Source organism: Sphingomonas sp., from assembly GCF_019635455.1.
In the GTDB taxonomy this organism is placed as follows: domain Bacteria; phylum Pseudomonadota; class Alphaproteobacteria; order Sphingomonadales; family Sphingomonadaceae; genus Sphingomonas.
Genome location: NZ_JAHBZJ010000006.1, coordinates 46,931 through 72,024 on the forward strand (window position 1 = coordinate 46,931; position 25,094 = coordinate 72,024).

24 protein-coding genes are annotated in these 25,094 nt (G+C 67.8%); 17 read left to right on the plus strand and 7 right to left on the minus strand.

The window, feature by feature from the left end; all coding sequences use genetic code 11:
* The first annotated feature begins 3 nt into the window (after window positions 1–3).
* From KF783_RS09090 to KF783_RS09155, 14 genes are all read left to right on the plus strand, one after another.
* Window positions 4–1,251 carry a putative porin gene (locus KF783_RS09090; RefSeq protein ID WP_294078418.1) on the plus strand — a complete coding sequence of 416 codons (1,248 nt, stop codon included), beginning with the start codon at window positions 4–6 and terminating at the stop codon, window positions 1,249–1,251.
* Complete coding sequence (locus KF783_RS09095; RefSeq protein ID WP_294078420.1) at window positions 1,251–2,429, plus strand: carbohydrate porin; 1,179 nt, start codon at window positions 1,251–1,253, stop codon at window positions 2,427–2,429. The genes KF783_RS09090 and KF783_RS09095 overlap by 1 nt, the downstream gene beginning before the upstream one ends.
* A gap of 140 nt (window positions 2,430–2,569) precedes the next feature.
* Window positions 2,570–4,000, plus strand: a complete 1,431-nt coding sequence (locus KF783_RS09100; RefSeq protein ID WP_294078421.1) for an NAD-dependent succinate-semialdehyde dehydrogenase — start codon at window positions 2,570–2,572, stop codon at window positions 3,998–4,000.
* An 83-nt stretch (window positions 4,001–4,083) separates the two neighbouring features.
* Window positions 4,084–4,395, plus strand: a complete 312-nt coding sequence (locus tag KF783_RS09105) for a hypothetical protein (RefSeq protein ID WP_294078422.1) — start codon at window positions 4,084–4,086, stop codon at window positions 4,393–4,395.
* A gap of 16 nt (window positions 4,396–4,411) precedes the next feature.
* Window positions 4,412–4,903, plus strand: a complete 492-nt coding sequence (locus KF783_RS09110) for a (2Fe-2S)-binding protein (protein ID WP_294078423.1) — start codon at window positions 4,412–4,414, stop codon at window positions 4,901–4,903.
* The gene (locus KF783_RS09115; protein WP_294078425.1) at window positions 4,900–7,137 is read left to right on the plus strand and encodes a molybdopterin cofactor-binding domain-containing protein; all 2,238 of its coding nucleotides are present in this window, start codon (window positions 4,900–4,902) and stop codon (window positions 7,135–7,137) included. The genes KF783_RS09110 and KF783_RS09115 overlap by 4 nt, the downstream gene beginning before the upstream one ends.
* A 13-nt stretch (window positions 7,138–7,150) precedes the next feature.
* A complete protein-coding gene (locus tag KF783_RS09120; RefSeq protein ID WP_294078426.1) occupies window positions 7,151–7,843 on the plus strand; it encodes a hypothetical protein in 693 nt (230 codons plus the stop codon).
* A 168-nt stretch (window positions 7,844–8,011) separates the two neighbouring features.
* Window positions 8,012–9,508 (plus strand): CoA-acylating methylmalonate-semialdehyde dehydrogenase, encoded by a 1,497-nt coding sequence (locus KF783_RS09125; protein WP_294078428.1) that lies wholly within the window; start codon window positions 8,012–8,014, stop codon window positions 9,506–9,508.
* A gap of 4 nt (window positions 9,509–9,512) precedes the next feature.
* Entirely contained in the window at window positions 9,513–10,655 is a 1,143-nt protein-coding gene (locus KF783_RS09130; RefSeq protein ID WP_294078430.1) for an acyl-CoA dehydrogenase family protein, read from the plus strand.
* Window positions 10,656–10,752: 97 nt separating this feature from the next.
* Window positions 10,753–11,796 carry an enoyl-CoA hydratase/isomerase family protein gene (locus KF783_RS09135; protein WP_294078431.1) on the plus strand — a complete coding sequence of 348 codons (1,044 nt, stop codon included), beginning with the start codon at window positions 10,753–10,755 and terminating at the stop codon, window positions 11,794–11,796.
* 128 nt (window positions 11,797–11,924) lie between these two features.
* Entirely contained in the window at window positions 11,925–12,701 is a 777-nt protein-coding gene (locus tag KF783_RS09140) for an enoyl-CoA hydratase (protein ID WP_294078432.1), read from the plus strand.
* 97 nt (window positions 12,702–12,798) lie between these two features.
* Window positions 12,799–12,975 (plus strand): hypothetical protein, encoded by a 177-nt coding sequence (locus KF783_RS09145; protein WP_294078434.1) that lies wholly within the window; start codon window positions 12,799–12,801, stop codon window positions 12,973–12,975.
* A gap of 101 nt (window positions 12,976–13,076) precedes the next feature.
* Window positions 13,077–13,910, plus strand: a complete 834-nt coding sequence (locus KF783_RS09150; RefSeq protein ID WP_294078436.1) for a diacylglycerol kinase family protein — start codon at window positions 13,077–13,079, stop codon at window positions 13,908–13,910.
* On the plus strand, window positions 13,907–14,656 hold the full coding sequence (locus tag KF783_RS09155) for a metallophosphoesterase (protein WP_294078441.1): 750 nt from the start codon (window positions 13,907–13,909) through the stop codon (window positions 14,654–14,656). Before KF783_RS09150 ends, KF783_RS09155 begins: the two co-directional genes overlap by 4 nt.
* Window positions 14,657–14,732: 76 nt before the next feature.
* Here the strand turns inward: KF783_RS09155 and KF783_RS09160 are convergent, their stop codons facing one another.
* The 6 genes from KF783_RS09160 to KF783_RS09185 all read right to left on the minus strand — a co-directional run bounded on the left by KF783_RS09160 (window position 14,733) and on the right by KF783_RS09185 (window position 21,716).
* Window positions 14,733–18,218 carry an autotransporter domain-containing protein gene (locus tag KF783_RS09160; protein ID WP_294078443.1) on the minus strand — a complete coding sequence of 1,162 codons (3,486 nt, stop codon included), beginning with the start codon at window positions 18,216–18,218 and terminating at the stop codon, window positions 14,733–14,735.
* Window positions 18,219–18,400: 182 nt separating this feature from the next.
* Window positions 18,401–18,934: a 30S ribosomal protein S9 gene (rpsI, locus tag KF783_RS09165; RefSeq protein WP_294078672.1), complete on the minus strand. Its 534-nt coding sequence runs from the start codon at window positions 18,932–18,934 to the stop codon at window positions 18,401–18,403.
* A gap of 14 nt (window positions 18,935–18,948) precedes the next feature.
* Window positions 18,949–19,428, minus strand: a complete 480-nt coding sequence (rplM, locus tag KF783_RS09170) for a 50S ribosomal protein L13 (protein ID WP_294078445.1) — start codon at window positions 19,426–19,428, stop codon at window positions 18,949–18,951.
* Window positions 19,429–19,570: 142 nt separating this feature from the next.
* Window positions 19,571–20,383, minus strand: coding sequence for a hypothetical protein (locus tag KF783_RS09175; protein ID WP_294078446.1), 813 nt, complete (start codon window positions 20,381–20,383; stop codon window positions 19,571–19,573).
* The gene (gene cutA / locus KF783_RS09180) at window positions 20,380–20,694 is read right to left on the minus strand and encodes a divalent-cation tolerance protein CutA (RefSeq protein ID WP_294078448.1); all 315 of its coding nucleotides are present in this window, start codon (window positions 20,692–20,694) and stop codon (window positions 20,380–20,382) included. The genes KF783_RS09175 and cutA overlap by 4 nt, the downstream gene beginning before the upstream one ends.
* Window positions 20,691–21,716, minus strand: a complete 1,026-nt coding sequence (locus KF783_RS09185) for a COX15/CtaA family protein (RefSeq protein ID WP_294078449.1) — start codon at window positions 21,714–21,716, stop codon at window positions 20,691–20,693. The genes cutA and KF783_RS09185 overlap by 4 nt, the downstream gene beginning before the upstream one ends.
* An 82-nt stretch (window positions 21,717–21,798) precedes the next feature.
* On the opposite strand from KF783_RS09185, the gene KF783_RS09190 reads away from it, so the two are divergent.
* The 3 genes from KF783_RS09190 (at window position 21,799) to dxs (ending at window position 24,724) form a co-directional block, all read left to right on the plus strand.
* Window positions 21,799–22,191, plus strand: coding sequence for a MerC domain-containing protein (locus KF783_RS09190; protein WP_294078451.1), 393 nt, complete (start codon window positions 21,799–21,801; stop codon window positions 22,189–22,191).
* Window positions 22,192–22,229: 38 nt separating this feature from the next.
* On the plus strand, window positions 22,230–22,688 hold the full coding sequence (locus KF783_RS09195; RefSeq protein ID WP_294078453.1) for a transcriptional repressor: 459 nt from the start codon (window positions 22,230–22,232) through the stop codon (window positions 22,686–22,688).
* 110 nt (window positions 22,689–22,798) lie between these two features.
* Complete coding sequence (gene dxs / locus KF783_RS09200) at window positions 22,799–24,724, plus strand: 1-deoxy-D-xylulose-5-phosphate synthase (RefSeq protein ID WP_294078455.1); 1,926 nt, start codon at window positions 22,799–22,801, stop codon at window positions 24,722–24,724.
* A gap of 40 nt (window positions 24,725–24,764) precedes the next feature.
* On the opposite strand, the gene KF783_RS09205 is transcribed toward dxs, so the two are convergent.
* The gene (locus KF783_RS09205) at window positions 24,765–25,073 is read right to left on the minus strand and encodes a hypothetical protein (protein WP_294078456.1); all 309 of its coding nucleotides are present in this window, start codon (window positions 25,071–25,073) and stop codon (window positions 24,765–24,767) included.
* Between the last annotated feature and the right edge of the window lie 21 nt (window positions 25,074–25,094).

Genomic DNA, 25,094 nt, shown 5'->3' on the forward strand with positions numbered 1-25,094 from the left:
CCGATGCTGACCCCCCACGCCCTGGCGCTTGCCGTCGCCGCCGCCGCGCCGCAGACTGCCGATGCCCGGCTGGCGGCGCTCGAACGCGAACTCGCCGCGCAGCGCGACCGGATCGCCGAGCTGGAGCGTCAGCTCGCCGCGCGGCAGGAGCCGTCGCGCACCCAGCCCGAGGCCGCGCCGTCGATCGCCGCCGTTGCCGCCGCGTCCTCGTCCCCAGCCGCACCACCGGTGCCACGGCCGGTCGCACAGCCGGTGCTCGCGGTTTCCGGCGACCTGCGCGTGCGCGAAGAGTGGAATCGCGGTGCCGGCCGCGATCGCGCCCGCGCCGTGCTGCGCGCCCGCCTGCGCGCGACCTATCGCGGCCCATCCGGCTTTTCGGCGGGCGCACAGCTGGCGACCGGCGATCCGGACGATCCCAACAGCGCCGACGTCACATTGGGCAATTTCGCCGACGACCTGATGGTATCGCTGGACCAGGCATGGATCCGGTATCAGCATGGGGGCGTCGCGATATCGGCGGGCAAATTCCCGCTCCCCTTCGCGCGGACGGACATGGTCTGGGATGGCGATGTATCGCCACAGGGGCTGGGCGCAACGCTGTCGATGCCGCTCGCCGGCCTGCGCACCGATGCCCGGCTTCTCTGGTTCGCGGTCGATGAATCCGCTGGCGGACGCGACAGCGACATGCTGGGCGGCCAGCTGTCGCTCGCCACCCCCGCCGATGCGCCGGTGACCGCGCGCCTGGCCGGCAGCTATTATCATTATCGTCTGAATTCGGTGGCGGGTGCCGATGCGGGCGATTTTCGGGGCAATCTGGTCTCCGGCGGGCGATATCGCTCGCAATTCCACCTCGCGGAGCTGCTGGCGACAGTGGAATATCGCGGGTTGGGCGATCGCTGGCCGGTCTCGTTGACCGGCGATGTGGTTCGCAATTTCGGCGCGACGGTGCCGGGCGACAGCGGGATCTACGCCGAACTCGCCGCGGGACGCGCGGCGCGGGCGGGGGATTGGCGCATGGCCTATCAGTTCGGCCGGGTAGAGGTGGACGCGGTGCTGGCCGCGTTCAGTCACGACAATATCGACCTGTCGACAAATTACCTGCTGCACGGGCTGGTGCTCAGCCACATACCTCGCTCCGGACTGGCCGTGGAACTCGACTGGTATCGCTATCGCCCGCTCGATCCGGCCTATACGACCGGCTCGCTCGCCTGGCGGGATCGCGTCCGGCTCAATCTGATGGTGTCGTTCTGATGGCGCTCCCGCTGCTCGCCCTGGCCATCGCCGTCGCAGCGCCACAGGAAGCGCAGACCGAAACCCACACTCATCGCGCGCCGCCGGGCGACACGGCCAGCGAACCGGCGCCGCCCTTTCAACTCGAAGCGGTCTACACCGCCGAGGTCATCGGCAATGTTGCGGGCGGCGTCGCGCGCGGGGTTCGCTATCTCGACAATGTCGATGTGATCGCCGACGCCGATCTCGCCCGGATCGCCGGATGGCGCGGCGCGCGGCTGCACCTCTATGCGCTGTACAATAACGGCGCCTCGCTCGGCGAACTGACCGGCGACGCGCAGGCGGTGAGCAATATCGAGACCGGTGTGCGCGCGCTCCGCCTGTACGAGATGTGGCTCGACCAGCGGATCGGGGCCGGCATCTCGCTTCGAACCGGCCTTTACGATCTCAATTCCGAATTCGATTCGCTCGATAGCGCCGGCCTGTTCGTCAGCAGCCCGCACGGAATCGGCACCGATTTCGCCCAGAGCGGCGGCAATGGCCCCTCGATCTTTCCCGCCACCTCGCTCGCCGCCCGGATCGAGGTCGCGGCGACCCGCGACCTGACCTTCCGTGCCGCGATTCTCGATGGCGTGCCGGGCGATCCCGCGCGGCCGGGCCGGACCGTCATCCGCCTGCGGCCGTCCGATGGCGCGCTGATCGTCGGCGAGGGGGAGATGCGGCTGGGCGGCGGCAAGATCCTGCTCGGCCACTGGCGCTATACCGCGCGCTTCGACCGGCAGGACGGCGCGGGGCAGGCGCGGGGCAATTCGGGAAGCTATCTGCGCGCCGAACTGCCGATCGTGCAGGGCGACGGCCCGGCGATCACCACCTTTGCGCGGCTCGGCGTGGCGCGCGCGCGCTTCAACATGTTCGATCGCTTCGCCAGCGCCGGCCTGACCGTTGCCGGCCTGCATGCCGACCGCCCGGCCGATCAGTTCGGCATCGCGCTCGCCGCAGCCTTTACCGGCGCCCCCTATCGCGCGGCGACCGGCGCGGCCGCGAGCGAAGTGGCGATCGAGGCAAGCTATCGCGCCCCGCTCACCCCCTGGCTGGCGGTGCAACCGAACCTCCATTATGTCCGCCGCCCGTCGGCGGACCCCGCGATCGGCGATGCGCTGGTGCTGGGGCTGCGCATGGAATTCGGCTTCAGCCGCTGACGCTCGCCCCCGTGCGGGTCGCCCTCGCCTGTCGCGTTCGCCGGGCCGCAGCGGGCGGCCGCGCGGTCGCTGTTCATGCGCCGCCGGTCGGGCTATCTCCCGCACATTCGATCATCGATTGTTGAAAGAGGGGAATGCCCATGTCCGTCGCCGCCGATCTTGCGCTGTTCGTCGATGGGGCCTGGCAGGCGGGGGAGGGGCGGGACAGCCGCCCGGTCGTCAATCCCGCCACCGGCGCCGCTATCGCCGACCTGCCGGTCGCGACGACGGCGGATCTCGACGCCGCGTTGGCCGCCGCTGAACGCGCATTCGCCAGCTGGCGCGCGACCGACGCGAATGCGCGCGCCGCGATCCTGCACAAGGCGGCGGCGCTGATGCGCGATCGGGCGGACACCATCGCCGCGCTGCTGACCCGCGAACAGGGCAAGCCGATCGCGGAGGCGCGCGGCGAAGTGGCCGGCGCCGCCCAGCTGTTCGACTGGTATGCCGAAGACGCGCTGCGCGACTATGGCCGCGTGCTCGTCCGCCCCGCCGGCCAGCGATCGGTGGTCGTCCGCCAGCCGGTCGGCGTCGTCGCGGCGCTCAGCCCGTGGAATTTCCCGATCTATCTGATGGCGAAAAAGGTCGCGCCCGCGCTCGCCGCCGGGTGCGCGGTCATCTCCAAACCGCCCGAAGAGACGCCGGCCTGTACGCTGGCGCTGGCCCGTTGCCTGGACGATGCCGGCCTGCCCAAGGGCGTGTTGCAGGTGGTGTTCGGCGTGCCGGACACGATCAGCCGCCACCTGATCGCCTCGGACATCGTGCGCAAGGTCAGCTTCACCGGATCGGTCCCGGTCGGCCAGCATCTGATGCGACTCGCCGCCGACGGGGTGAAGCGGATGACGCTGGAACTGGGCGGTCACGCCCCGGTGCTGATCTTTGCCGATTGCGATCTGGAACGGACGCTCGACATGGTCGTGCCACAGAAGTTCCGCAACGCGGGCCAGGTTTGCGTCAGCCCCACCCGCTTCTATGTCGAAGAGCCGGTCTATGAGGCGTTCCTGGCCGGGTTCGCCGCACGCACCGCGCAACTCCCGGTCGGCGATGGCGCGGACCCCGCAAACCGCATGGGACCGCTCGCCAACGTCCGCCGTCCCGATGCGGTCGAGGCGCTGGTGCGCGATGCCCAGGCAAAGGGCGCACGCACGCTCGCGGGTGGGGAGCGGATCGGCAATGAGGGTTTCTTCTTCCGCCCGACGCTGCTCGCCGATGTGCCGAACGAGGCGGAGATCATGTCGAGCGAGCCGTTCGGCCCGGTCGCCGTCACCCGCCCCTTCGCGACGATGGACGAGGCGATCGCGCAGGCCAATCGCCTGCCCTATGGCCTCGCCGCCTTCGCCTTCACCGAAAGCGGTCGTCGCGCCAACCTGCTCGGCGATGCGATCGAGGCGGGGATGATCGGCATCAACAGCTTTGCCATCGGCGGCGCGGATTCACCCTTTGGCGGCGTCAAGCTGTCGGGTTTCGGCAGCGAGGGCGGGGCCGAAGGATATGAAAGCTACACCGTGACCAAGGCGATTCATCAGGGATAGGGCCGCCATTGCGTTGCGCGCCCGAGCGGCTAACCTCTGCGTCGGGCCGAGGCGATGCCCCGATGCCCGACGGGGAGGCTGACATGGGACTGGCGGCCGCGCTGCTGGTATTTACCGGCATCTGGCACATGACCGAATGGGTGATGGATCGCCGCACCGCCGATACGCTGCGGCTGGTGCCGGTCGGTGCGGTCTATGCGCTGCTCGGCGTGCTGATCGCGCTCAATCTTGGCGGTGGAATCGCCGGCGTGGTCGCGTTGCTCGCGGTGATGGCGGGGATGGGCGCGGCGTTCGTGATGCGGCGCCGGCTGGCGGTGCGCCGCTGGGTCGTCTGGGCGTTTATCGGCGTGGACGCCGTCATCGTGATCGCGCTTGTCCGGGCGCTGCTGGCATGAGGCGGGGGAGGTTTTGATGACGCGGTTCACCGTCAATGGACGCGCGGTCCAGGTCACCGCGCCGCCGGACATGCCGCTGTTGTGGATCCTGCGCGACATGCTGGGGCTGTTCGGGACCAAATATGGGTGCGGCATCGCCCAGTGCGGTGCCTGTACCGTGCATCTGGACGGTCATGCGGTCCGCTCGTGCCAGGTGCTCGCCGCCGATCTCGACGGCGCGCAGGTCGTCACGATCGAGGGGCTGGGGACTCCCGACGCGCCGCATCCCGTGCAACGGGCATGGATCGACCGGCAGGTGGCGCAATGCGGCTATTGCCAGTCGGGCCAGATCATGCAGGCTGCGGACCTGCTGCGCCGCCACCCCGCCCCCAGCGATGCCGATATCGACGCGGCGATGGCGGGCAATCTGTGCCGCTGCGGGACCTATCCGCGCATTCGCGAGGCGATCCGCGCCGCCGCCGGGCTGACCGAGGGCAAGCGCGCCGACGCGGGCGGAGCCAAGCCATGAGCCGTGCCGGCACGATCGCGCGCCGCACGCTGATCCTGGGATCGGCGGCGGTCGCCGGCGGGGTGGCGTTCGGCGCCTATCTCTACAACACCCCCAACCCCAACCCGCTCGCCGACGGATTGGGGGAGGGCGGGGTGACCTTCAATCCCTGGGTCCGGATCGACGGGGCGGGCATCACCCTGATCGCGCCGCACACCGATCTGGGGCAGGGCGTGCGTTCGCTTCAGGCGATGCTGATCGCGGAAGAGCTGGACCTGGAACCGGGCCAGTTCGCGGTCGAGACCGGTCCGCCCGATCCCAATTACCGCAATTCGGCACTGGCGATCGAAAATGTCGGCATCGATCCGGCCGATCCCGGACTCGGCACGCGCTTCACCCTTGCCGCGCTCGACACGCTCGCGCGGACCCTGGGGCTTCAGGTGACCGGTGGCTCCTCGACCGTGCCGGACAGTTTCGTGAAGCTGCGCGAGGCCGGGGCGATCGCCCGCGAGACGCTGAAGCGCGCCGCCGCGATCCGCCATCGCGTGCCGGTGGAACAGCTGAGCACGGCGCATGGCGCGGTGATCCTGCCGGATGCGCGCGCGATTCCCTATACCAGCCTCGCCGCCGATGCCGCCGCGATCGATCCCGTGACGCGCGTCGCATTGCGCGATCCGGCGCAGTGGCGGCATCTGGGCAAACCGATGCGGCGGCTCGACATCGTCGCCAAATCGACCGGCACGGCGCGCTATGGCATCGATCTGACGCACGACGGCATGGTCCATGCTGCGGTGCGGACCAATCCCGCCCAGGGCGCCGGCTTGCGCGGGTTCGACGCGACTGCCGCCCGGCGCATGACCGGTGTGCGCGACGTGATCGCGATCGAGGGCGGGATCGCCGCGATCGCCGACAATAGCTGGACCGCGATGCAGGCGGCGAACGCGGTCGAATGCGATTGGGAGGATGCCGGCTATCTTCCCGACATGGCCGCCCAGTGGAATGCGGTCGAAACGGCGTTCGGCGGGACGATCGATTCGACCGCGCGCGACGATGGCGATGTCGATGCCGCGCTGGGCGCGGGGATCACCGTCGCGGGCGACTATCGCATCCCCTATCTCGCCCATGCGCCGCTTGAGCCGCTCGGCGCGCTGGTGCTGGTGACGGATGCGCGCACCGACATGTGGGTGGCGAGCCAGATGCCGCTGTTCGCGCGCAAGTTCGTCGCCGAACTCACCGGTCATGACGAGAATGACGTCCATATCCATAATCAATATGCCGGCGGCAGCTTCGGTCACCGGCTGGAGTTCGAGAATATCCGGGCGGCGGCGCGGATCGGCGCCGCGCTGCGCGGCACGCCGGTCAAGCTGACCTATAGCCGGGAAGAGGATTTCGCCCATGACTTCCCCCGGCCGATGGCGATGTCGCGCTTTCGCGCCCGCGCCGTCAACGGCAGGGTCGAGGCGCTCGACATCGCCGTCGCCGGCCCCTCGGTCATGGCGTCGCAGGGCGCCCGCGCCGGCCTGCCCTCGCTGGGACCTGACGCGCAATTCCATGCCGGCATCTCGAACGCCCCCTATGCCATCCCGGCGATGCGGGTGCGCGCGCATGCGGTGGAACGGATGCCGCCGACCAGTAGCTGGCGGTCGGTCGGCGCGTCGGGCAACGGCTTCTTCCTCGAATGCGCGCTGGACGAGGCGATCCTGGCGGCCGGCGGCGATCCGCTCGCGGAGCGGCTGCGGCTGTGCAACAGCCCGCACGCCCGCGCGGTGCTGGAGGCGGTGGGGCGGATGAGCGGGTGGGGAACCGATCCCGGCCGGGACCGCGGGCGCGGCATCGCGATGATCGAGTCCTTTGGCACCCCGGTGGCTGAAGTAGTGGAGGTGACGCGCACCCCCGCCGGCATCCGCATCGACCGGGTATTCGTCGCCGTCAATGTCGGCCCGGTGCTCGACCCGGTGAATTTCGACAATCTGGTAAAGGGCGGAGTGGTGTGGGGGCTGGGTCACGCCATGAATTGCGAGATCACCTATCGCGACGGCCGCGCCGAACAGACCAACTATCACGCCTTTCAGGGGATGCGGATGCATCAATGCCCGGCGATCGAGGTACAGGCGGTGCAGACCGGCAAGCGCATTACCGGCATCGGCGAACCCCCGGTTCCCCCGGCGCCCGCCGCCCTTGCCAACGCGATCTTCGTGGCGACCGGAAAGCGGCTGCGCGAAATGCCGTTCAACAAATTCGTCGATTTCGTCTGAGAAGGGGGCGGCGATGCGGTGGCAGATCAATCTGGCGATGCTGATCCTTCCCTCGGCGCTGCTGGCGGGCGCGGTGATGGCGCGACCGGGCGATGTCCCGACCGGTGCCACGGCGCCGAAATCCGCGGCGCCGGGCCTGGAGGTGCGCCGCTTCGGCGCCATCGGCGTGGCGGAGGGGTTGAAGGCATGGGATTCGATCCATGCCGTCCTGTCGCACCCGCGCTGCCAGTCCTGCCATGTCGATGAACGCGGCGTTCCGCTCTGGTCCGGCGCCTATTTCGGCGGAACCCGCGCCCATGCGATGAACGTGCGCGGGGGCAAGAGCCGCACGGGAGAGGAAACCCTGCCCTGCGCCACTTGCCACCGGGTGTCGAACCGGCCGAACCGCATCCCCCATGCGCCGCCGCATGCCGGCATCGAATGGAAACTCGCGCCCGTTGAATTCACATGGGTCGGCCGGACCAGCGCGCAAATCTGTCGTCAGTTGCGCGATCCGCGTCGCAACGGCGGACGCGATGGCGCCGGGTTGATCGAACATATCGTCCACGATCATGATGTGAACGGCTTCATCCGCTGGGGCTTCGATCCCGGCCCGGGGCGCGAAAAGCCGCCCGGATCGCTGCAATCGCATCTGGACGATACCGGCCGCTGGGTGGCGGCAGGCATGCCCTGTCCCGACGAACGCGGAGCCGCCCCGGCCGGTTAGGGGTGTACATGCGGCCTTGACCCGGGGGCAACCGGTCCGCAATGCGGACGCGACGACCCCCCGGCGCCTGCCATGCCGCCGGGTTCAGAATTGGATCGTATCGGCACCGCGCCTGGCGCGGCCGGTTGGCATAATGGGCGGCGAGGCGGCCGCGATCAGGAGGACAGGATGCGCACGATCGACCATGTGATTGCTGGAGCCAGCGGCGGCGCGGCAACCCGCTTTGCCGATGTTTTCGATCCCAATACCGGCAAGGTGCAGGCGCGGGTTCCGCTCGGCGTGCAGGCTGATCTGGACGCGGCGATGGGCAAGGCGCTGGCGGCGCAGCCCGGCTGGGCGGCGACCAACCCGCAACGGCGCGCGCGCGTCATGTTCGCGTTCAAGGCGCTGGTCGAAAAGAACATGGAGGAGCTGGCGCGCCTGCTCAGCTCCGAACATGGCAAGGTGATCGCCGATGCGAAGGGCGATGTGCAGCGCGGGCTGGAGGTGATCGAATTCGCCTGCGGCATCCCCCATGTGCTGAAGGGCGAATATACCCAGGGCGCGGGTCCCGGCATCGACGTCTATTCGATGCGCCAGCCGCTGGGCGTGGTTGCCGGCATCACGCCGTTCAACTTCCCGGCGATGATCCCGATGTGGATGTTCGGCGTCGCCATCGCCTGCGGCAACGCCTTCATCCTGAAGCCCAGCGAGCGCGACCCCAGCGTTCCCGTCCGCCTCGCCGAACTGATGCTGGAGGCCGGCCTGCCCGAGGGCGTGCTTCAGGTCGTCCATGGCGACAAGGAAATGGTCGATGCGATCCTCGACCATCCGGAGATCAAGGCGGTGAGCTTCGTCGGCTCCTCCGACATCGCGCATTATGTCTACCGGCGCGGCGTCGCGGCGGGCAAGCGGGTCCAGGCGATGGGCGGCGCGAAGAATCACGGCATCGTCATGCCCGATGCCGACCTCGATCAGGTGGTGAACGACCTTTCCGGCGCGGCGTTCGGATCGGCGGGCGAGCGCTGCATGGCGCTCCCGGTCGTCGTCCCGGTCGGCGAGAAGACCGCGACCGCACTGCGCGAAAAGCTGCTCCCCGCGATCGAGGGGCTGCGGGTCGGCGTCTCCACCGATGCCGACGCGCATTACGGCCCGGTGGTCACCGCCGCGCACCGCGCGAAGATCGAGAATTACATCCAGATGGGCGTCGATGAGGGCGCCGAACTGGTGGTCGATGGTCGCGGTTTCAGCCTTCAGGGGCATGAGGAGGGCTTCTTCATCGGCCCCAGCCTGTTCGACCGGGTGACGCCACAGATGCGCACCTATCAGGAGGAAATCTTCGGTCCGGTGCTCCAGATGGTGCGCGCCGACAGTTTCGAAGACGCGCTGCGCCTGCCGAGCGAGCATCCGTACGGCAATGGCGTCGCGATCTTCACCCGCAACGGCCATGCCGCGCGCGAGTTCGCGCAGCGCGTCAACGTCGGCATGGTCGGCATCAACGTGCCGATCCCGGTGCCGGTCGCCTATCACACCTTTGGCGGGTGGAAGCGCAGCGCGTTCGGTGACACCAACCAGCACGGCATGGAGGGCGTCAAGTTCTTCACCAAGGTGAAGACCGTGACCCAGCGCTGGCCCGACGGCAGCGTCGCGGGCGAGAACGCGTTCGTCATTCCCACGATGGGGTAAGGGCATGAGCCAGTTCGACCTGACCGACGACCAGCGCGAGATCCAGGATCTCGCGCGCCGCTTCACCGCCGACCGCATCACCCCCTTCGCGGCGGAGTGGGACGAGAATAGCCATTATCCCGTCGATGTCTGGAAGGCGGTGGGCGAACTTGGCTTCGGCGCGATCTACGTGTCCGAGGAGTCGGGCGGAATCGGCCTCGGTCGGCTGGAGGCGGCGCTGATCATGGAGGCGATGGCCTATGGCTGCCCCGCGACCAGCGCGTACATCTCGATCCACAACATGGCCGCGTGGATGATCGACCGGTTCGGCGGACAGGAGATTAAGGACCGTTTCCTCCCCGACCTGGTCAGCATGGAAAAGATCGCCAGCTACTGCCTGACCGAACCCGGATCGGGTTCGGACGCCGCCGCGCTCAAGACGAGCGCGCGCCGCGACGGCGACCATTATGTCATCAACGGCACCAAGCAGTTCATCTCGGGCGCGGGCTATAACGACGTCTATGTCTGCATGGTCCGTACCGGCGAGGAAAAGGCGAAGGGCATCACCTGTCTGGTGGTGGAGAAGGACACGCCCGGCCTGTCATTCGGCGCGCCGGAAAAGAAGCTTGGCTGGAACGCCTCACCCACTGCCCAGGTGATCTTCGAGGATTGCCGCGTGCCGGTGGAAAACCGCGTCGGCGCGGAGGGGGAGGGGTTCCGCTTCGCGATGGCCGGGCTTGACGGCGGGCGGCTCAACATCGGGGCCTGCTCATTGGGCGGTGCGCAACGCTGTCTCGACGAGGCGATCGCCTATACCAGGGACCGCCAGCAGTTCGGCCAGCCGGTGGCGGACTTCCAGAATACGCAGTTCACGCTCGCCGACATGGCGACCGATCTGGAGGCTGCGCGCGCCCTGCTCTACCTTGCCGCCGCCAAGGTGTCCGCCAATGCGCCGGACAAGTCGCGCTTTTCCGCGATGGCGAAGCGGCTGGCGACCGACAACGGCTCCAGCATCGTCGATCGCGCGCTCCAGCTGCATGGCGGCTATGGCTATCTGCGCGACTATCCGATCGAACGCTTCTGGCGCGACCTGCGCGTCCACTCGATCCTCGAAGGCACCAATCAGGTGATGCGGATGATCGTCGGGCGGGAGCTGACGCGGCAGTGAGGGGGCCTTCCATCCGCGTTCCTGCGAAAGCGGGAAGGCAGAGCCACCGGTGCGGCGCTCGCGACTCTGGGTTCCTGCGTCCGCAGGAGCAAAAGTTATGACCGACGATGTGCTGATCCATGTCGAGGGTGCGGTCGGCCGCATCCGCCTCAACCGGCCAAAGGCGATCCACGCGCTCAACACCGCGATGTGCGCCGCCGTGTTGGAGGCGCTCAAGGCCTGGCGCGAAGATACGGCGGTCGAGGCGGTGATGATCGACCATGCCGAGGGTCGGGGGTTCTGCGCCGGCGGCGACATCCGCATGATCGCGGAAAGCGGCGCGGGCGATGGCAGCGCCGCGCGTGAATTCTTCCGTACCGAATATGCCATGAACCACGCGCTGTTCACCTATGTGAAGCCGATCGTCGCGTTCATGGACGGCATCACGATGGGCGGCGGCGTCGGGATCAGCCAGCCGGCGAAATATCGCGTCGCGACCGAGAATACGAAGCTGGCGATGCCCGAAACCGGGATCGGCCTGTTCCCGGATGTCGGCGGCGGCTGGTATCTCTCGCGCCTGCCCGGCCGGATCGGCCAGTATCTGGCGCTGACCGGCCACCGGCTAGACGGGGCGGAGTGTCTCGCGCTCGGCCTCGCGACCCATTATCTGGATGCCGACCGGCTGGATGCGGCAAAGGCGCGCATCCTCGCCGAGCCGCAGGGACTTGCCGCGATCCTCGACGCGTTCGCCGCGCCCGCGCCCGATGCGCGCATCCTCGCGCATCGCGACGTGATCGACCGGTTGTTCGCGTCCGACCGGCTCGAGGATATCCTCGCCGCGCTGCGGGCGGACGGCGGCGACTGGGCCGCGCAGACGCTCGCGACGCTTGAGACCAAGTCGCCGCAGACGATGAAGGTCAGCCTGAAGCTGCTGCTCGACGGCGCGACCATGCCGACATTCGAGGACGAGATGCGGCAGGAGTTCGCGGTCGGTTGCCGCGTCGTCCAGCGCCACGATTTCATCGAGGGCGTCCGCGCGGTGATCGTCGACAAGGACAATGCACCCCGCTGGAACCCCGCGCGGCCAGAGGATGTCAGCGATCACCTGATCGACCAGATCTTCGCGCCGCTGCCCGATGGTGAGGCGTGGGCGCCGGCGTGATGTTCGCTTTCCTACAATGGCCGGCTTGTGCGAGCACCATCAGCGGTGATCCCGGCCCCGCAGCGCCGGCCGGTTAGCCGACGCCAACGCGTAAATAAGCCAATTTTGGTCAACTTCGGGAGTATTCCGTGGCCGATTACAACAGTATCCTCGTCGAACAGCGCGGCGCCGTCACGCTGGTCACGCTCAATCGCCCGCAGGCGCTGAACGCGCTGAACAGCGAGGTTCTGGGTGAATTGCTCGATGCGTTCGCCGCGTTCGACGCCGACCCCTCACAGGGGTGCGCGGTGCTGACCGGCAGCGAAAAGGCGTTCGCCGCCGGCGCCGACATCAAGGAGATGCAGGCACAGGGCTTCGCCGACATGTACGGGCATGATTTCTTCGCGGGCTGGGACCGGTTCACCCGCACGCGCAAGCCGGTGATCGCCGCCGTGTCCGGCTTCGCGCTCGGCGGCGGGTGCGAGCTGGCGATGATGTGCGACTTCATCCTCGCCGCCGACACCGCGAAGTTCGGCCAGCCCGAGATCAAGCTCGCCGTCGCCCCCGGCATGGGCGGTTCGCAGCGACTGACCCGTGCGGTGGGCAAGTCCAAGGCGATGGAAATGTGCCTCACCGGCCGGATGATGGACGCCGCCGAGGCCGAGCGCGCGGGCCTGGTCAGCCGCATCGTCCCCGCCGCCGATCTGATGGACGAGGCGATGAAGACCGCCGCGACGATCGCCGGCATGGCCCCGCTTGCGGTGCTGGCGAACAAGGAGATGGTCAACACCGCCTATGAAACCACGCTCGCACAGGGTGTCCAGTTCGAACGGCGGCTGTTCCACGGCCTGTTCGGCAGCGCCGACCAGAAGGAGGGCATGGCCGCCTTTGTCGAAAAGCGCCCGGGGAAGTGGACCGGAAAATAAAGCGATTACTGGTACTTGCTTGCGACAGGTTGAGGATCGCGGCCGATGATCGCTCGTTGTCGATGTGGAGTGGGGCAATCGACAGGAGACGGATGCGATGGACGAACGTAACGCGGGTCAGACCCCGAACCCCGGTGGCGAGCAGATTCAGCAGCATAACCAGACGCTCGACCAGCAGCAAAATCGTCAGCGGCAACAGCAGCGCGACGACGCTACGGACGCCGATCCGGATCGCCGCAAGGGCGACATGGACGGCGAACAGCCCGACCGCTGAGGCGCGGTCAAACTGACTGAAAAGGGGGCCGCAGTTCGGTCCCCTTTTTTTCGTCCGGTCCGTGATGCGGCGCGATCGGCTGTTCGTGCGTTGGACCGGGCATGAAACGACTTTGGTTCATTACCAATCCCCGGTCCGGCTCGGCGGCATCGGAAAAATGCGAAGCGATCGAGGCGGTGTTTGCCGATCGCGGGCTTCATCTGGCCGGTCGCACGCGCTTTCCCGATCAGCCACTGCCCAAGGTCGCCGATCTGGAGGCGGCGCATATCGACACGGTGGTGCTGTTCGCCGGCGACGGCACGATCAACGCGGCGCTGTGCGCGCTCGCCGGATGGGACGGGGCTTTTCTCATTCTGCCCGGTGGTACGATGAACATGCTTGCCCGCGTGCTGCACGGCGATGCGGCGCCCGATGCGATCATCCATGCCGCGCATGCCGATCTCCGCCGGGTCGCCCTGCCGGTGGTCGAGGCAGGTCCGCACCGCGCCTTTGTCGGCCTGATCCTCGGTCCCGCCGCGCAATGGGGACGCGCGCGTGAGGCGGCACGGCGCGGGCGGCTCGCGCGCGTCCTGGGCGCTGCGCGCAACGCGTGGCGGCGCACCTTTGGGCGTGGCATCCGCATCGACGGCGTACCGGGCATGATCGATGCGTATCAGGCGGTCTTCATCGCACCCCATGCGGACGGGCTGGACGTTGCGGCGATCGACGCGCGCGACTGGCGATCGATCGTGGAACTGGGCTGGTCGTGGCTCACCGGCGACTGGCTTGCCGCGCGTGCCGTGACCGATCGGCGCGCCACCCGGGTGCGCCCGCATACCCGGCGCGCGTTGCTGGCGCTGTTCGACGGCGAGCCCGTGACCATACGATCGGGCATCGAAATCGCTGGCGGCATGACTCCCCCGATCTTTCTGACCACGCGGGAGGGCGATGCATGACCCGGCTGTTCCATGTCAGCGACATTCATTTCGGCGCAGAGGATGTCGCCGCGCTCGACTGGTTCGCACGGACGGTGCGCGACGAGCGGCCCGACGCGATCGTGATGACCGGCGACCTGACGATGCGCGCGCGCAAGCATGAGTTCGACGCGGCCGCCGCCTGGCTCGAAGGGCTTGGCCGCCCGGTGACGGTCGAGGTGGGCAATCACGACCTGCCCTATTTCAACCTGTGGGCGCGCTTCGTCATGCCCTATCGCCGCTATCGGGCGCTGGAGCGGATGATCGAACGTCCGCTCGACCTGGATGGCGTGACGATCGTCCCGCTCAAGACGACGGCACGGTTTCAGCTGCGGTTCAACTGGTCAAAGGGTCATGTGGGTGCGCGCGCGCTGGCGGAGGCGCTGGCGCTGGCGGACCGCGCCCCGCCGGAACATCAGGTGCTGATCGCGTGCCACCATCCGCTGATCGAGGCGGGAACGCGCGGCACGTCGCGCACGCGCGGTGGCCGGCGCGCGCTACAGGCACTGACGCGGGCCGGTGCGCATGCCGTGCTGACCGGCCATGTCCATGATCCGTTCGATATCGAACATCGCAGCGACGGGCGCGTGGTGCGACTGATCGGCGCGGGAACCCTGTCCGAACGGGTGCGCGAAAGCCCGCCATCGTTCAACGAACTGCGGATCGGGCCAGAGGGTATCGTCACGATCGCCCGCCGCATGGGCGCGCCGGATACCCCGCTTGGCTGACCCCGTTTGGCTGAGTGAAAATGAAACGGCCGCCCCCATCGGGGACGGCCGTCGCATTGTGTCGTCGTGACGGCGATCAGAAGTGGAACGTCACCGACCCGCGATAGGTCTGTGCCGACAGGTCGCTGCGCGACACCGTCGTATCCGCCGCAATCGACAGATCGACCGATCCGGTCTTCATCGTCAGACCGCCGCTGATCTCGCCCCAATCCTTGTCCTGGCCGTTCAGCGCGAAGCGCGTGCCGCCACCGATCCCGCCAACCAGATTGGCGCCCACGCTGTTCGGCTGGTCCTGGAACTCATGGACATAGGTGCCGGTCAGGAACGGGCGAACGCCGCCGCTCTTGGTGCTGAGCGTCAGGCCGGCGCGGCCCTGGAGGCTGGTGTATTTCGGCCGCTGCACGTTGAGCGCCATCGGGCCACCGGTCTCCAGCGCGCTGCCAAAGCCGATCTGGGTCGCCCGGGCCGCCACGCGCGGTGCGATGGAGAAGGTTTCGCTGCCCAGATCCGCGCCGATGCCGACCTCGGAGCTGATGACCAGCGCGTTGTCCTTCGCCGCGAGCGTGTAGGGCGTGCCGAGGAAATTGACGACGCGCTTGCTGTTCGCACCCACCGCGCCGGCGGTCAGCTGCGCATCGACGGTCAGCCCGCCCATCATGCTCTTCGCATACAACGTACCCTGCAACGAACTGCTCTTCACCGTCTGGCCGGGCAACGAAGCGGTGCCGTCGAGATCCGAATAGTTGAACGCGAAGCCGATAAATCCGTTTTCGCCGGTCGCGACCTCGATGCCGCCGCCGACATACCAGCCATTGAAGCTATCGCGCCCGCCGACACCGGTCATCGCCGCGCCGTCGCCGGTGAGATAGCCGCCGGACACGAACGCGCTGACGTCTTCGGGCAACGCGCCTTCCTGGACCATCGACGGCTGCGTCATGTCGGTCTTCACATTGGTCGCGAAGGACGACAGCCCGACCGCGGCGACCTGCACCGGCTGGCCGTAACGGGCCAGCGTGCCGCCCATATCCCTGGGATCCAGGCTCTGCATGCGGTTGCGGATGAAGGTCGCGTTCGAATCGACCGCCGCGATGCCGAGCGTCTGTACGGTCGATTCGACCGCGGGCGCCAGGCCGTTCAGCGTCGACAGGATGGTCGATGCGTTTTGCAGGTCGAGCGGGCCGTACAGCCCGTCATAGCTGCTGGCGCGGCTGCGGTTCTGATCGAGCAGCTGCGCATAGGCATAGGCGATCGGGTTCGAAGGCGAGACCACGTTCGTATAGCTGCCCGCCGCGATGTTCAGCACCACCGCGTTGGTGGTGTAGCTGAGCGTCGGCGTCAGGATCGCGCTGATCGCGCTCGGCGTCGCGAAGGTGCCGGAGCGGCCACCCTCCGCGCTCAGGATCGTGTAGCTCTGGCCCGCGCGCAGCGCCGAGGTGTACGAAATCTGCAACACGCCACCGACGCTGGCGACGCCGCTCGTGCCATTCACCTTCTTCACCGCGATCAGGTCCGATGCGCCGTTCGCCAGGTTGACGATATAGCCGGTACCCGATCCCAGGACGAGGTTGCCGTTGAACGTCAGCGTGCCGACCGTGGTCGAAGTGCCGGGCGAGATGACGCCCGCGACGTTGGTCACATAGGGCGCGTTGATCTGGCCGGTGCCGCTCAGGCCGCCGGCGACGATCATGTAATCGCCCTTGCTGGTCAGCTGGCCATCGACGCGCATCGTGCCGGTAATCTGGCTGACGTTCATCAGGCTGGTCAGCGACCCGGCCGAGGTGATGGTCAGCCCCGCGCCGGCGCCGTTCAGCGTCAGGTTGTCGATCGTCACCGCGCTCGACAGCGTCGTGGTGCCGGTCGCCGACAGCGTCACGTCGAAATATTGCGCCGCGACGCCGGTGGCGCGGTTGCCGTCCGAGTTGTTGGGGACGAAGTTGGTCGCGCCCGGCAGCCCGTTGGTCAGCGTCGCGGTCGGCAGTGCCTGGGCCGTCACGCTGCCATCGGCCTGCGCGCTGGGGTCCTCGACCTTGGCGAAGAGCGAGGTGCCGACGCTGGCCGCAGCGTCGGTCGCCGATCCGTCGGCGATCGCGGTGCTGGCAAGGTCGAGCGTATCGACGCCGACGGTCAGGCCGCCGCCATTGGTGTCGCCGATATCGCCGGTTCCCTTCGGCCGGACCTCGACGATTTCCTGGCCGGTGGCGGTGTCATAGCAATCGCTGACCCCGCCCGACTGGAAGCAGATCTGGCCGAACTGGCCGCTGGTATCGACCGTGGTGCCGCCCGGATTGGTCGGCACGCCGTTGACCAGATTGCCGCCCGACAGGACATAGTAATTGGGATCGACCTTGCTCACCCAATGGGTCGGGTCGGTCCAGCTGCCGTCGCCGGCGACGGCGCCGACATAGTGATAGGGATTGTTGGCCGCGATCCAGTCCCAGTACAGGTAGAGCGGCTGGTAGAAGCTGGCGGTGCCATAGCCGTTGGCGGGCGCGCCGCTGAAGAAGCGGGTGTAACCGCCCGACAGGACGCCGATCACCAGCTGGCGGGCATAGGTCGTGTCGAGGATCAGTGGACCGCCCGAATCGCCCGATGCGGTGATGCCTTCATTCGCCTGCGCATTGTCGCGGAACGCGTTGAAGTCGCGCGGGTCGCCCCCGGTGGTGAAGCGGCGGGGATCGTCGAAATCGATCCAGTAGAGATTCTGCGGATTGTTGGTCGCGCCGCCGGGGCCGAACAGGAACTGTTCGAACACGTTGAGCGAGGTCAGTGCGCCCAGCATGTTGTCGGCGATGCGGCGGCGATAATCCACGCCGTTGACCGATCCGGTGTCGCCGGTGCCGTTACGGCCATAGCCCTCGATCGTGACGTGATAGCCGGTGCCGTTCGCGCCGATCGTGCCGGGGTTGGGCAGCGGCGAGAAGAGCATCGCCCAGGTCGGGATGCCGGCGGCCGGCGTATCGAGCACTGCGGTCGCGACGTCGGCGTAGAGGAAGCCGTTCGCATCCGCCTCGGTCGAGCGCGAATTGTAGAAGACCTGGCTGACGTTGAACATGTTGCGCGCGGCGCTGCTGGCATATTTCGCGTTGGTCGAATTGCCGTTCAGCCAGATCCCGAACGCGCTGTTGCCCGCCTGGTTGTTGTTGGAATTGAACCCGAAGCCGATCGCGGTGCCGCCGCTGGGCGAGCCATAGGCGGTCGCGGCGCGCGAATTGACGCAGTGCGCGGCGAAGATGACGGTGCGCGGGTTGATCAGCGTGCCGGTGCAAAGGCCGATCGTGCCGTTCTGATTATCGACGATCATCTGGCCGACGCCGGTCACATTGTTCGGATCGATCGCGGTGGTCGGCGTGCCGGGATAGCCGATGACGATCTGCGGATCGAGTTCGGCGGCATCGACGTTGAGATCCGAAACCGGCATCGCGCCCGATTGCGCTTCGAGCACGGCGCTGCCCGGGTCGAGCGGGCCGCTCTGCGCAAACGCCGGCGTCGCCAGCAGGCCGATGCCGGCGGCGGAAAGAAACAGCGACGCGCGCACGGCACGGCGATTACGAATCGAGTTCATGATGATCCCCCTGTCGGCCCTATTTCCCGTGGGCCAGAACCCGCAGGCTAGGCGGACGCGCGCGAGCGTCAAGCCGTAAAATTCGTTACGGATATGTCTCTTTCGGGGAGGCGTGAGGGCGAAAAGAAAGGGCGCCCGGATGTCCCGGACGCCCCCTCTTGTTCGCTTCGATGAGGCTGCGATCAGCGCTTCGAGAACTGGAAGCTGCGGCGGGCCTTGGCCTTGCCGTACTTCTTGCGCTCGACCGCGCGGCTGTCGCGGGTCAGGAACCCGGCGGCCTTGACGGGCGGACGCAGCGCCGGTTCGTACTTGGTCAGCGCCTGGGCGATGCCGTGCTTGACCGCGCCGGCCTGGCCCGAAAGCCCGCCGCCCTTGACGGTGCAGATGACGTCATACTGGCCGTCCCGCTCGGCGACGCCGAACGGCTGGTTGATGACGAGGCGCAGCGTCGGACGCGCGAAATAGACTTCCTGATCGCGACCGTTGATCGTGATCTTGCCCGAACCCGGCTTCAGCCAGACGCGTGCGACCGCGTCCTTGCGACGGCCGGTCGCATAGGCGCGACCGAACTTGTCGAGTTCCTGCTGACGCAGCGGGGTGGTCTGGGTGACCGGCGCCTGCATCACGGTCTCGGTTCCCGGCTCGCCCGTGGTCGAAACCGGCTGGGCTTCGACGACCGTGCCGAGGTCGGAAAGGGACTGGCGCCCGTCGGAAATATTGGTGTCGGACATTATGCGCCCACCTTGTTCTTGCGGCTCATGCCGGCGATGTCGAGGACTTCGGGGTTCTGCGCTTCGTGGGGATGCTCGGCGCCCTTGTAGATGCGCAGGTTGCGCATCTGCTGACGACCCAGCGGACCGCGCGGGATCATGCGCTCGATCGCCTTTTCCAGAACGCGCTCGGGGAATCGTCCCTCCAGCACCTTCGCCGCGGTGATTTCCTTGATGCCGCCGGCATAGCCGGTGTGCTTGTAATACACCTTGTCCGCCAGCTTCTTGCCGGTGAACCGCACCTTGTCCGCGTTGATGACGATGACATTGTCACCGCAATCGACATGCGGGGTAAAGCTCGTCTTGTGCTTGCCGCGCAGGACGTTGGCGATGACGACCGCCGCGCGGCCGACGACCAGACCGTCGGCATCGACGATATGCCACTTCTTTTCCACCTCGGCCGGCTTGGCCGACTTGGTGGTTTTCATGAGCGCCTTCATGGGGCCGGACCTCTTCGGGTTGAAATGAATGACGCCGCCCATATGCCCAGAGGCCAGGACGGCGCGAACGGGCGCCATCTGCATTCCAAGGGGGCGAAAGTCAAGCAAATGCGGGGGCTGCTTGACGGGTAATATGATACCGTCAGAAAATCAGGCGGGTCGTCGTCACCCGTTCCTGCGCCGCGCCTTCGGTTCCCGTCCGCGTCCGCACCGTCTCTTCGCTGCGCACGACCAGGCCGCTCCCGCGCTCCACGATCCGGCGCATTTCGACGGCGATCCGGCCATCGACGATCCCGTCGGGGCCGCGCAGGCGGACCGGACCCTCGGCGGCGGTGCGCACCTCCAGCGTGTCGGCGGCCAGCCGCACGCTCCGCACCCCGTCGATCTGCGTCGCGCCAAAGGCGGATGCGGCGGGAACGCGAACCGGCTGTGGTGACTGCGCACCGCCGCGCGCGACGTCGGTCGCGATCAGCGGGGTGAGCAGCGATGCGATGATCGACCGACGGCTGGCATCGGGCAGCGCGTTCAGCGCAGCGACGACCGCCGCGATCCGCGCCGCCCGTCCCCGCTCCGTCGCGGAGCCGCCTGTCGGCGCCAGCGACCGGATACCGTCCAGCAGCGCGGCCCACAACGCCGCCGCGTCGGCGATGGCGATCACCGCCCCGTCGCGATCCAGGTCAAAGACGACACGTCGCCCCGCCAGCCGCGAAAACGCCGCGCGGAACATCGCCGTGGGATCGTCGCCCGGCTCCTCCGCCTCGGCGGCTTCGAGCGTCACGGTGGCGCGAAAGCCATCCTCACGGCGCGTGAATACGACCGTGCGGCTGGCGGCGAAGCGCCGCGACACGCCATTGTCGGTCCGGCGCATCTCGGAGCGCACGGTGATTCGGGTGTCGAGCGGCGGCGCGAAGGCCGCCGCCACCGCCTGCATGATCAGCACCGTCGAAGCGATCATCGCGTCGCGTCGTCGATCCAGCGGTCGACCGCTTCCCCGGCGGCGACCGGCCAGATTTCGATCACCGGCAGGTCATAGCTGTGGAGCGCGGCGATCCGGTCGGCCAGTTCCCGTGCGAGTGGCGCCGTGGTCTTGAACAATGCGCGCGTCTCGGTCGCGGTCTCGACGGCGTCCGCCCAGCGATAGATGGACGTGCAGGGGCCGAGCAGATTGGCGCAGGCGGCGAGCCGCGCATCGACCATCGCGCGGGCGATCCGCTCCGCTTCCGCAGCGTCCGCGAAGGTGACGTGCAGCAGTGCGATGTCGCTCAACGGCGCGCGCCGACCGAATGGGCGCACCAGGCGACGCAGACGACCACCAGCGCGCCGACCAGCTGGTGCGCCGCCGCCACCGGAATGCTCACCCCGGTCATCACCGTCGCGATGCCCAGCAGGATCTGGGTGCCGAACGCCGCATGCAGCGCCAGCGATGCTGGACGGTCCCCCGCCCCGCGCGCGCGGCGGGCGAGGACGATGAACGCCGCGACCGCGATCCACGCCCACCAGCGATGGACCCAGTGGATCATCGCCGGATCGTTGAACAGCGCGTCGAAAAAGGGGCGGACCTGCAACACGTCCGCCGGGAAGAAATGCCCGTTCATCAGCGGCCACTGATCGGTCACCAGCCCGGCATTCAGCCCGGCGACGAACGCCCCGAACATCAGCTGGACGAACAGAATCGCGAAGGTGACCGCGCCGACCATCGTCAGCCGCGCCGGCCGCGCACCCGGATCGCGGGCAAGGGCGCGCAGGTCCGCCGCCGTCCAGCAGATCGCGGCGAGGATCGTCAGCGCCAGCAACAGGTGCGTCGCGAGCCGGAAATGGCTGACATCGGTGCGCACCGTCAGGCCGGACGTGACCATCCACCACCCGATCACGCCCTGAAGCCCGCCCAGCGCGAACAGGCCGGTGAGACGCCAGCCATAGCCGGAGGGAATCGCCCGCCGCCACGCGAACCACAGCAGCGGCAGCGCAAACGCCATGCCGATCAGCCGGCCGAGCAGGCGGTGCAGATACTCCCAGAAATAAATGCCCTTGAACGCCGCCAGGCTCATGCCGCGATTGAGCTGCTGATATTCGGGGATCTGCTGGTACTTGGCGAACTCGGCCCGCCACGCCGCATCGCTCAGCGGGGGCAGCACGCCGGTCACCGGCTTCCATTCGGTGATCGACAGGCCGGATTCGGTCAGGCGGGTGATTCCGCCGACCACCACCATCAGCACGATCAGTGCCGCGACGACGGTGAGCCAGTTGGCGATGGCGCGGGGACGCGCCGGATGACTGAAAGCGGACACGTGCGCCGTTTATTCCCCGTCAACCAATATTACCAGCGGCGCGTCGCCGATGTTATGTTGTAACTTTCCCCGGCCGGTCTATATGCGGGTCATGGGTTCCACCTTCGCCCCGCAATTCTGGGAACAGGTCGATTCGCGCTTCGATCGCTTCGCGATCGGGCTGTCGAGCCTGTGCCTGGTGCATTGTCTGGCGAGCACCATCCTGCTGACGCTTGTTTCCGCCGCCGGATCGCTGCTGCATCCCGCGATCCATGAGGTCGGCCTGGCGCTGGCGATCCTGTTCGGCGTGATCGCGCTGGGCCGCGGAATCCTTCGGCACGGCTATATGATGCCCGCGGCGGTCGGCGGCTTCGGCCTCGGCATGATGGCCGGCGCGCTGTCGCTTCCGCATGGCGAGCAGGAGATTATGTGGACGATCGTCGGCGTCGCGGTGCTGGCGCTGGGCCACGATCTCAATCGGCGGGCGACCTACTGACGCTTGCTGCGGGGGACGCGCGCGCCTACATCCGTGGGATGGGCGCGCACCATCATCACGAACATTCGGGCAAGGACCTGACCCGCGCGGCGCAGGCGACGCTGGAGAAGGCGGGCGAGCAATGGACCGCGATGCGCGCGTCGATCTTCGACGCGCTCGCCGGGTTCGACAAGCCGGCATCCGCCTATGACATCGCCGAAGAGGTTTCGAAGCGCGAGGGGCGGCGCGTCGCCGCGAACAGCGTCTATCGCATCCTCGACCTGTTCGTGACCGCGAACCTTGCCCGCCGGGTCGAAAGCGCGAACGCCTATGTCGCCAACGCGCATCCCGATTGCCTGCACGACTGCATCTTCCTGGTCTGCGATTCATGCGGCCAGACCACGCATCTCGACGACGATTCGATCACGCGCACGGTACGTTCGGCGGCGAAGGGCGCGGGGTTCGAACCGGTCCGCCCGGTGATCGAGGTGCGGGGCAAGTGCGCCGATTGCGACTGACCCCCTCGCATACCCCGTTCCTCATCAAACCCTCATCCGCGGCTCATGACCGTGGGCGTGCGCGCCGCTAGCGAATCGACACGCTGAAATCGCTGGGGTAATTGCTGTCCATGGTTGATCTTCCCGAAACTCCATTGCTCGACACGGTCGATACGCCCGCAGACCTGCGCACGCTCAAGCCGGCGCAGCTGCGGCAGCTGGCGGATGAACTGCGCGCCGAAACGATTTCCGCCGTCGGCACCACCGGGGGGCATCTCGGCTCTGGGCTGGGTGTCGTCGAACTGACCGTGGCGATCCATTATGTGTTCGACACGCCCCGGGACCGGCTGGTCTGGGACGTCGGGCATCAATGCTATCCGCACAAGATCCTGACCGGTCGCCGCGACCGGATTCGCACGCTGCGTCAGGGGGGAGGGCTGTCCGGTTTCACCAAGCGCAGCGAAAGCGAATATGATCCGTTCGGCGCGGCGCACAGTTCGACCTCGATCTCCGCCGCGCTCGGTTTCGCGGTGGCGAACAAGCTGGCCGGGACGCCGGGCAAGGGCATTGCGGTGATCGGCGACGGCGCGATGAGCGCCGGCATGGCCTATGAGGCGATGAACAACGCCGAACAGGCCGGCAATCGCTTGGTCGTCATCCTCAATGACAATGACATGTCGATCGCGCCGCCGGTCGGCGGCCTGTCGGCCTATCTCGCGCGGGTGGTGTCCAGTTCCGAATATCTCGGCCTGCGCAGCCTTGCGTCAAAGGTCGCGCGAAAGCTCTCGCGCCGCGTCCATCAGTCGCTGGGAAAGGCTGAGGAATATACCCGTGGCATGGTCACCGGCGGCACCTTGTTCGAGGAACTGGGCTTTTACTATGTCGGCCCGATCGACGGCCATAATCTCGACCATCTGATCCCCGTGCTCGAAAATGTTCGCGACGCCAAGGAGGGGCCGGTGCTCGTCCATGTCGTGACGAAGAAGGGCAAGGGGTACGCCCCCGCCGAAGCCAGCGCCGACAAATATCACGGCGTGCAGAAGTTCGACGTGATCACCGGCGCCCAGGCCAAGGCGCCGCCCGGTCCCCCCGCCTATCAGAACGTCTTTGGCGAGACGCTGGCGAAGCTCGCCGACGCCGATCCGCGCATCTGCGCCATCACCGCGGCGATGCCGTCGGGGACCGGCGTCGATCGGTTCGCCAGGGCGCATCCCGACCGCGCCTTCGATGTCGGCATCGCCGAGCAACATGCGGTCACCTTCGCCGCTGGCCTGGCCGCACAGGGGATGCGGCCGTTCTGCGCGATCTATTCGACCTTTCTTCAGCGCGCCTATGACCAGGTGGTCCATGACGTCGCGATTCAGAACCTGCCGGTCCGTTTCGCGATCGACCGCGCCGGCCTGGTCGGTGCCGACGGCGCGACCCATGCCGGCAGTTTCGACATCACCTATCTCGCCAGCCTTCCCAATTTCGTGGTGATGGCGCCCGCCGACGAGGCGGAACTGGTCCATATGACCCGAACTGCGGCCGAGCATGACAGCGGGCCGATCGCCCTGCGATATCCGCGCGGCAATGGCACCGGCGTCGAACTGCCCGCCACGCCGGAACTGCTGGACATCGGCAAGGGGCGGATCGTGCGGGAGGGAAAGAAGGTCGCGATCCTCTCGCTCGGCACCCGCCTCGCCGAAGCGATGGTGGCGGCGGACGCGCTGGACGCGAAGGGGCTTTCGACCACCGTCGCCGATCTGCGCTTCGCCAAGCCGCTGGACGAGGATCTGATCCGCCGCCTGCTGACCACGCACGAGGTCGCGGTGACGATCGAGGAGAATGCGGTGGGGGGCCTGGGCGCGCATGTACTGACCATGGCGAGCGATGCGGGCCTGATCGATGGCGGACTCAAACTGCGGACCATGCGCCTGCCCGACCGGTTCCAGGATCAGGACAAGCCCGAACTGCAATATGACGAGGCCGGGCTGAACGCGCCGCATATCGTCGATACCGTCCTGAAGGCGCTGCGCTGGAACGAGCGCGAGGTCGAGGCGGGCGCGCGGGCATAGGGCGGCCTGGCGTTCGATGGGGCTGCGCGACAGGTGGCGGTCAGCGGCGCGCGGCGTCCCATGCGGTCGCGACATAGGTGTCGAACACATCGCTGAATTGCAGCAACCGCTCCCGCTCGCGCGCGCCGAACGCCTTCATCGCGGCTAGCTGGCGCAGCGTCGCGCCGAATGCGGCGCGCACCAGCGGCAGGCCGCGCCGGGCCTGCCCACCCTGCCGCAGCGCGCTGGCCATCGCCGCGTCGAACATGATGACATAGGGGTTGTCGTCGCTCGCGCGCACGGTCAGAATCGATCGCCCGCGTTCGAGTTCCGCAAAGGCGTCCATCGGGCGATCCGCCGCCTCCAGCACCTGTGGTGCCGCGTAAAGCGG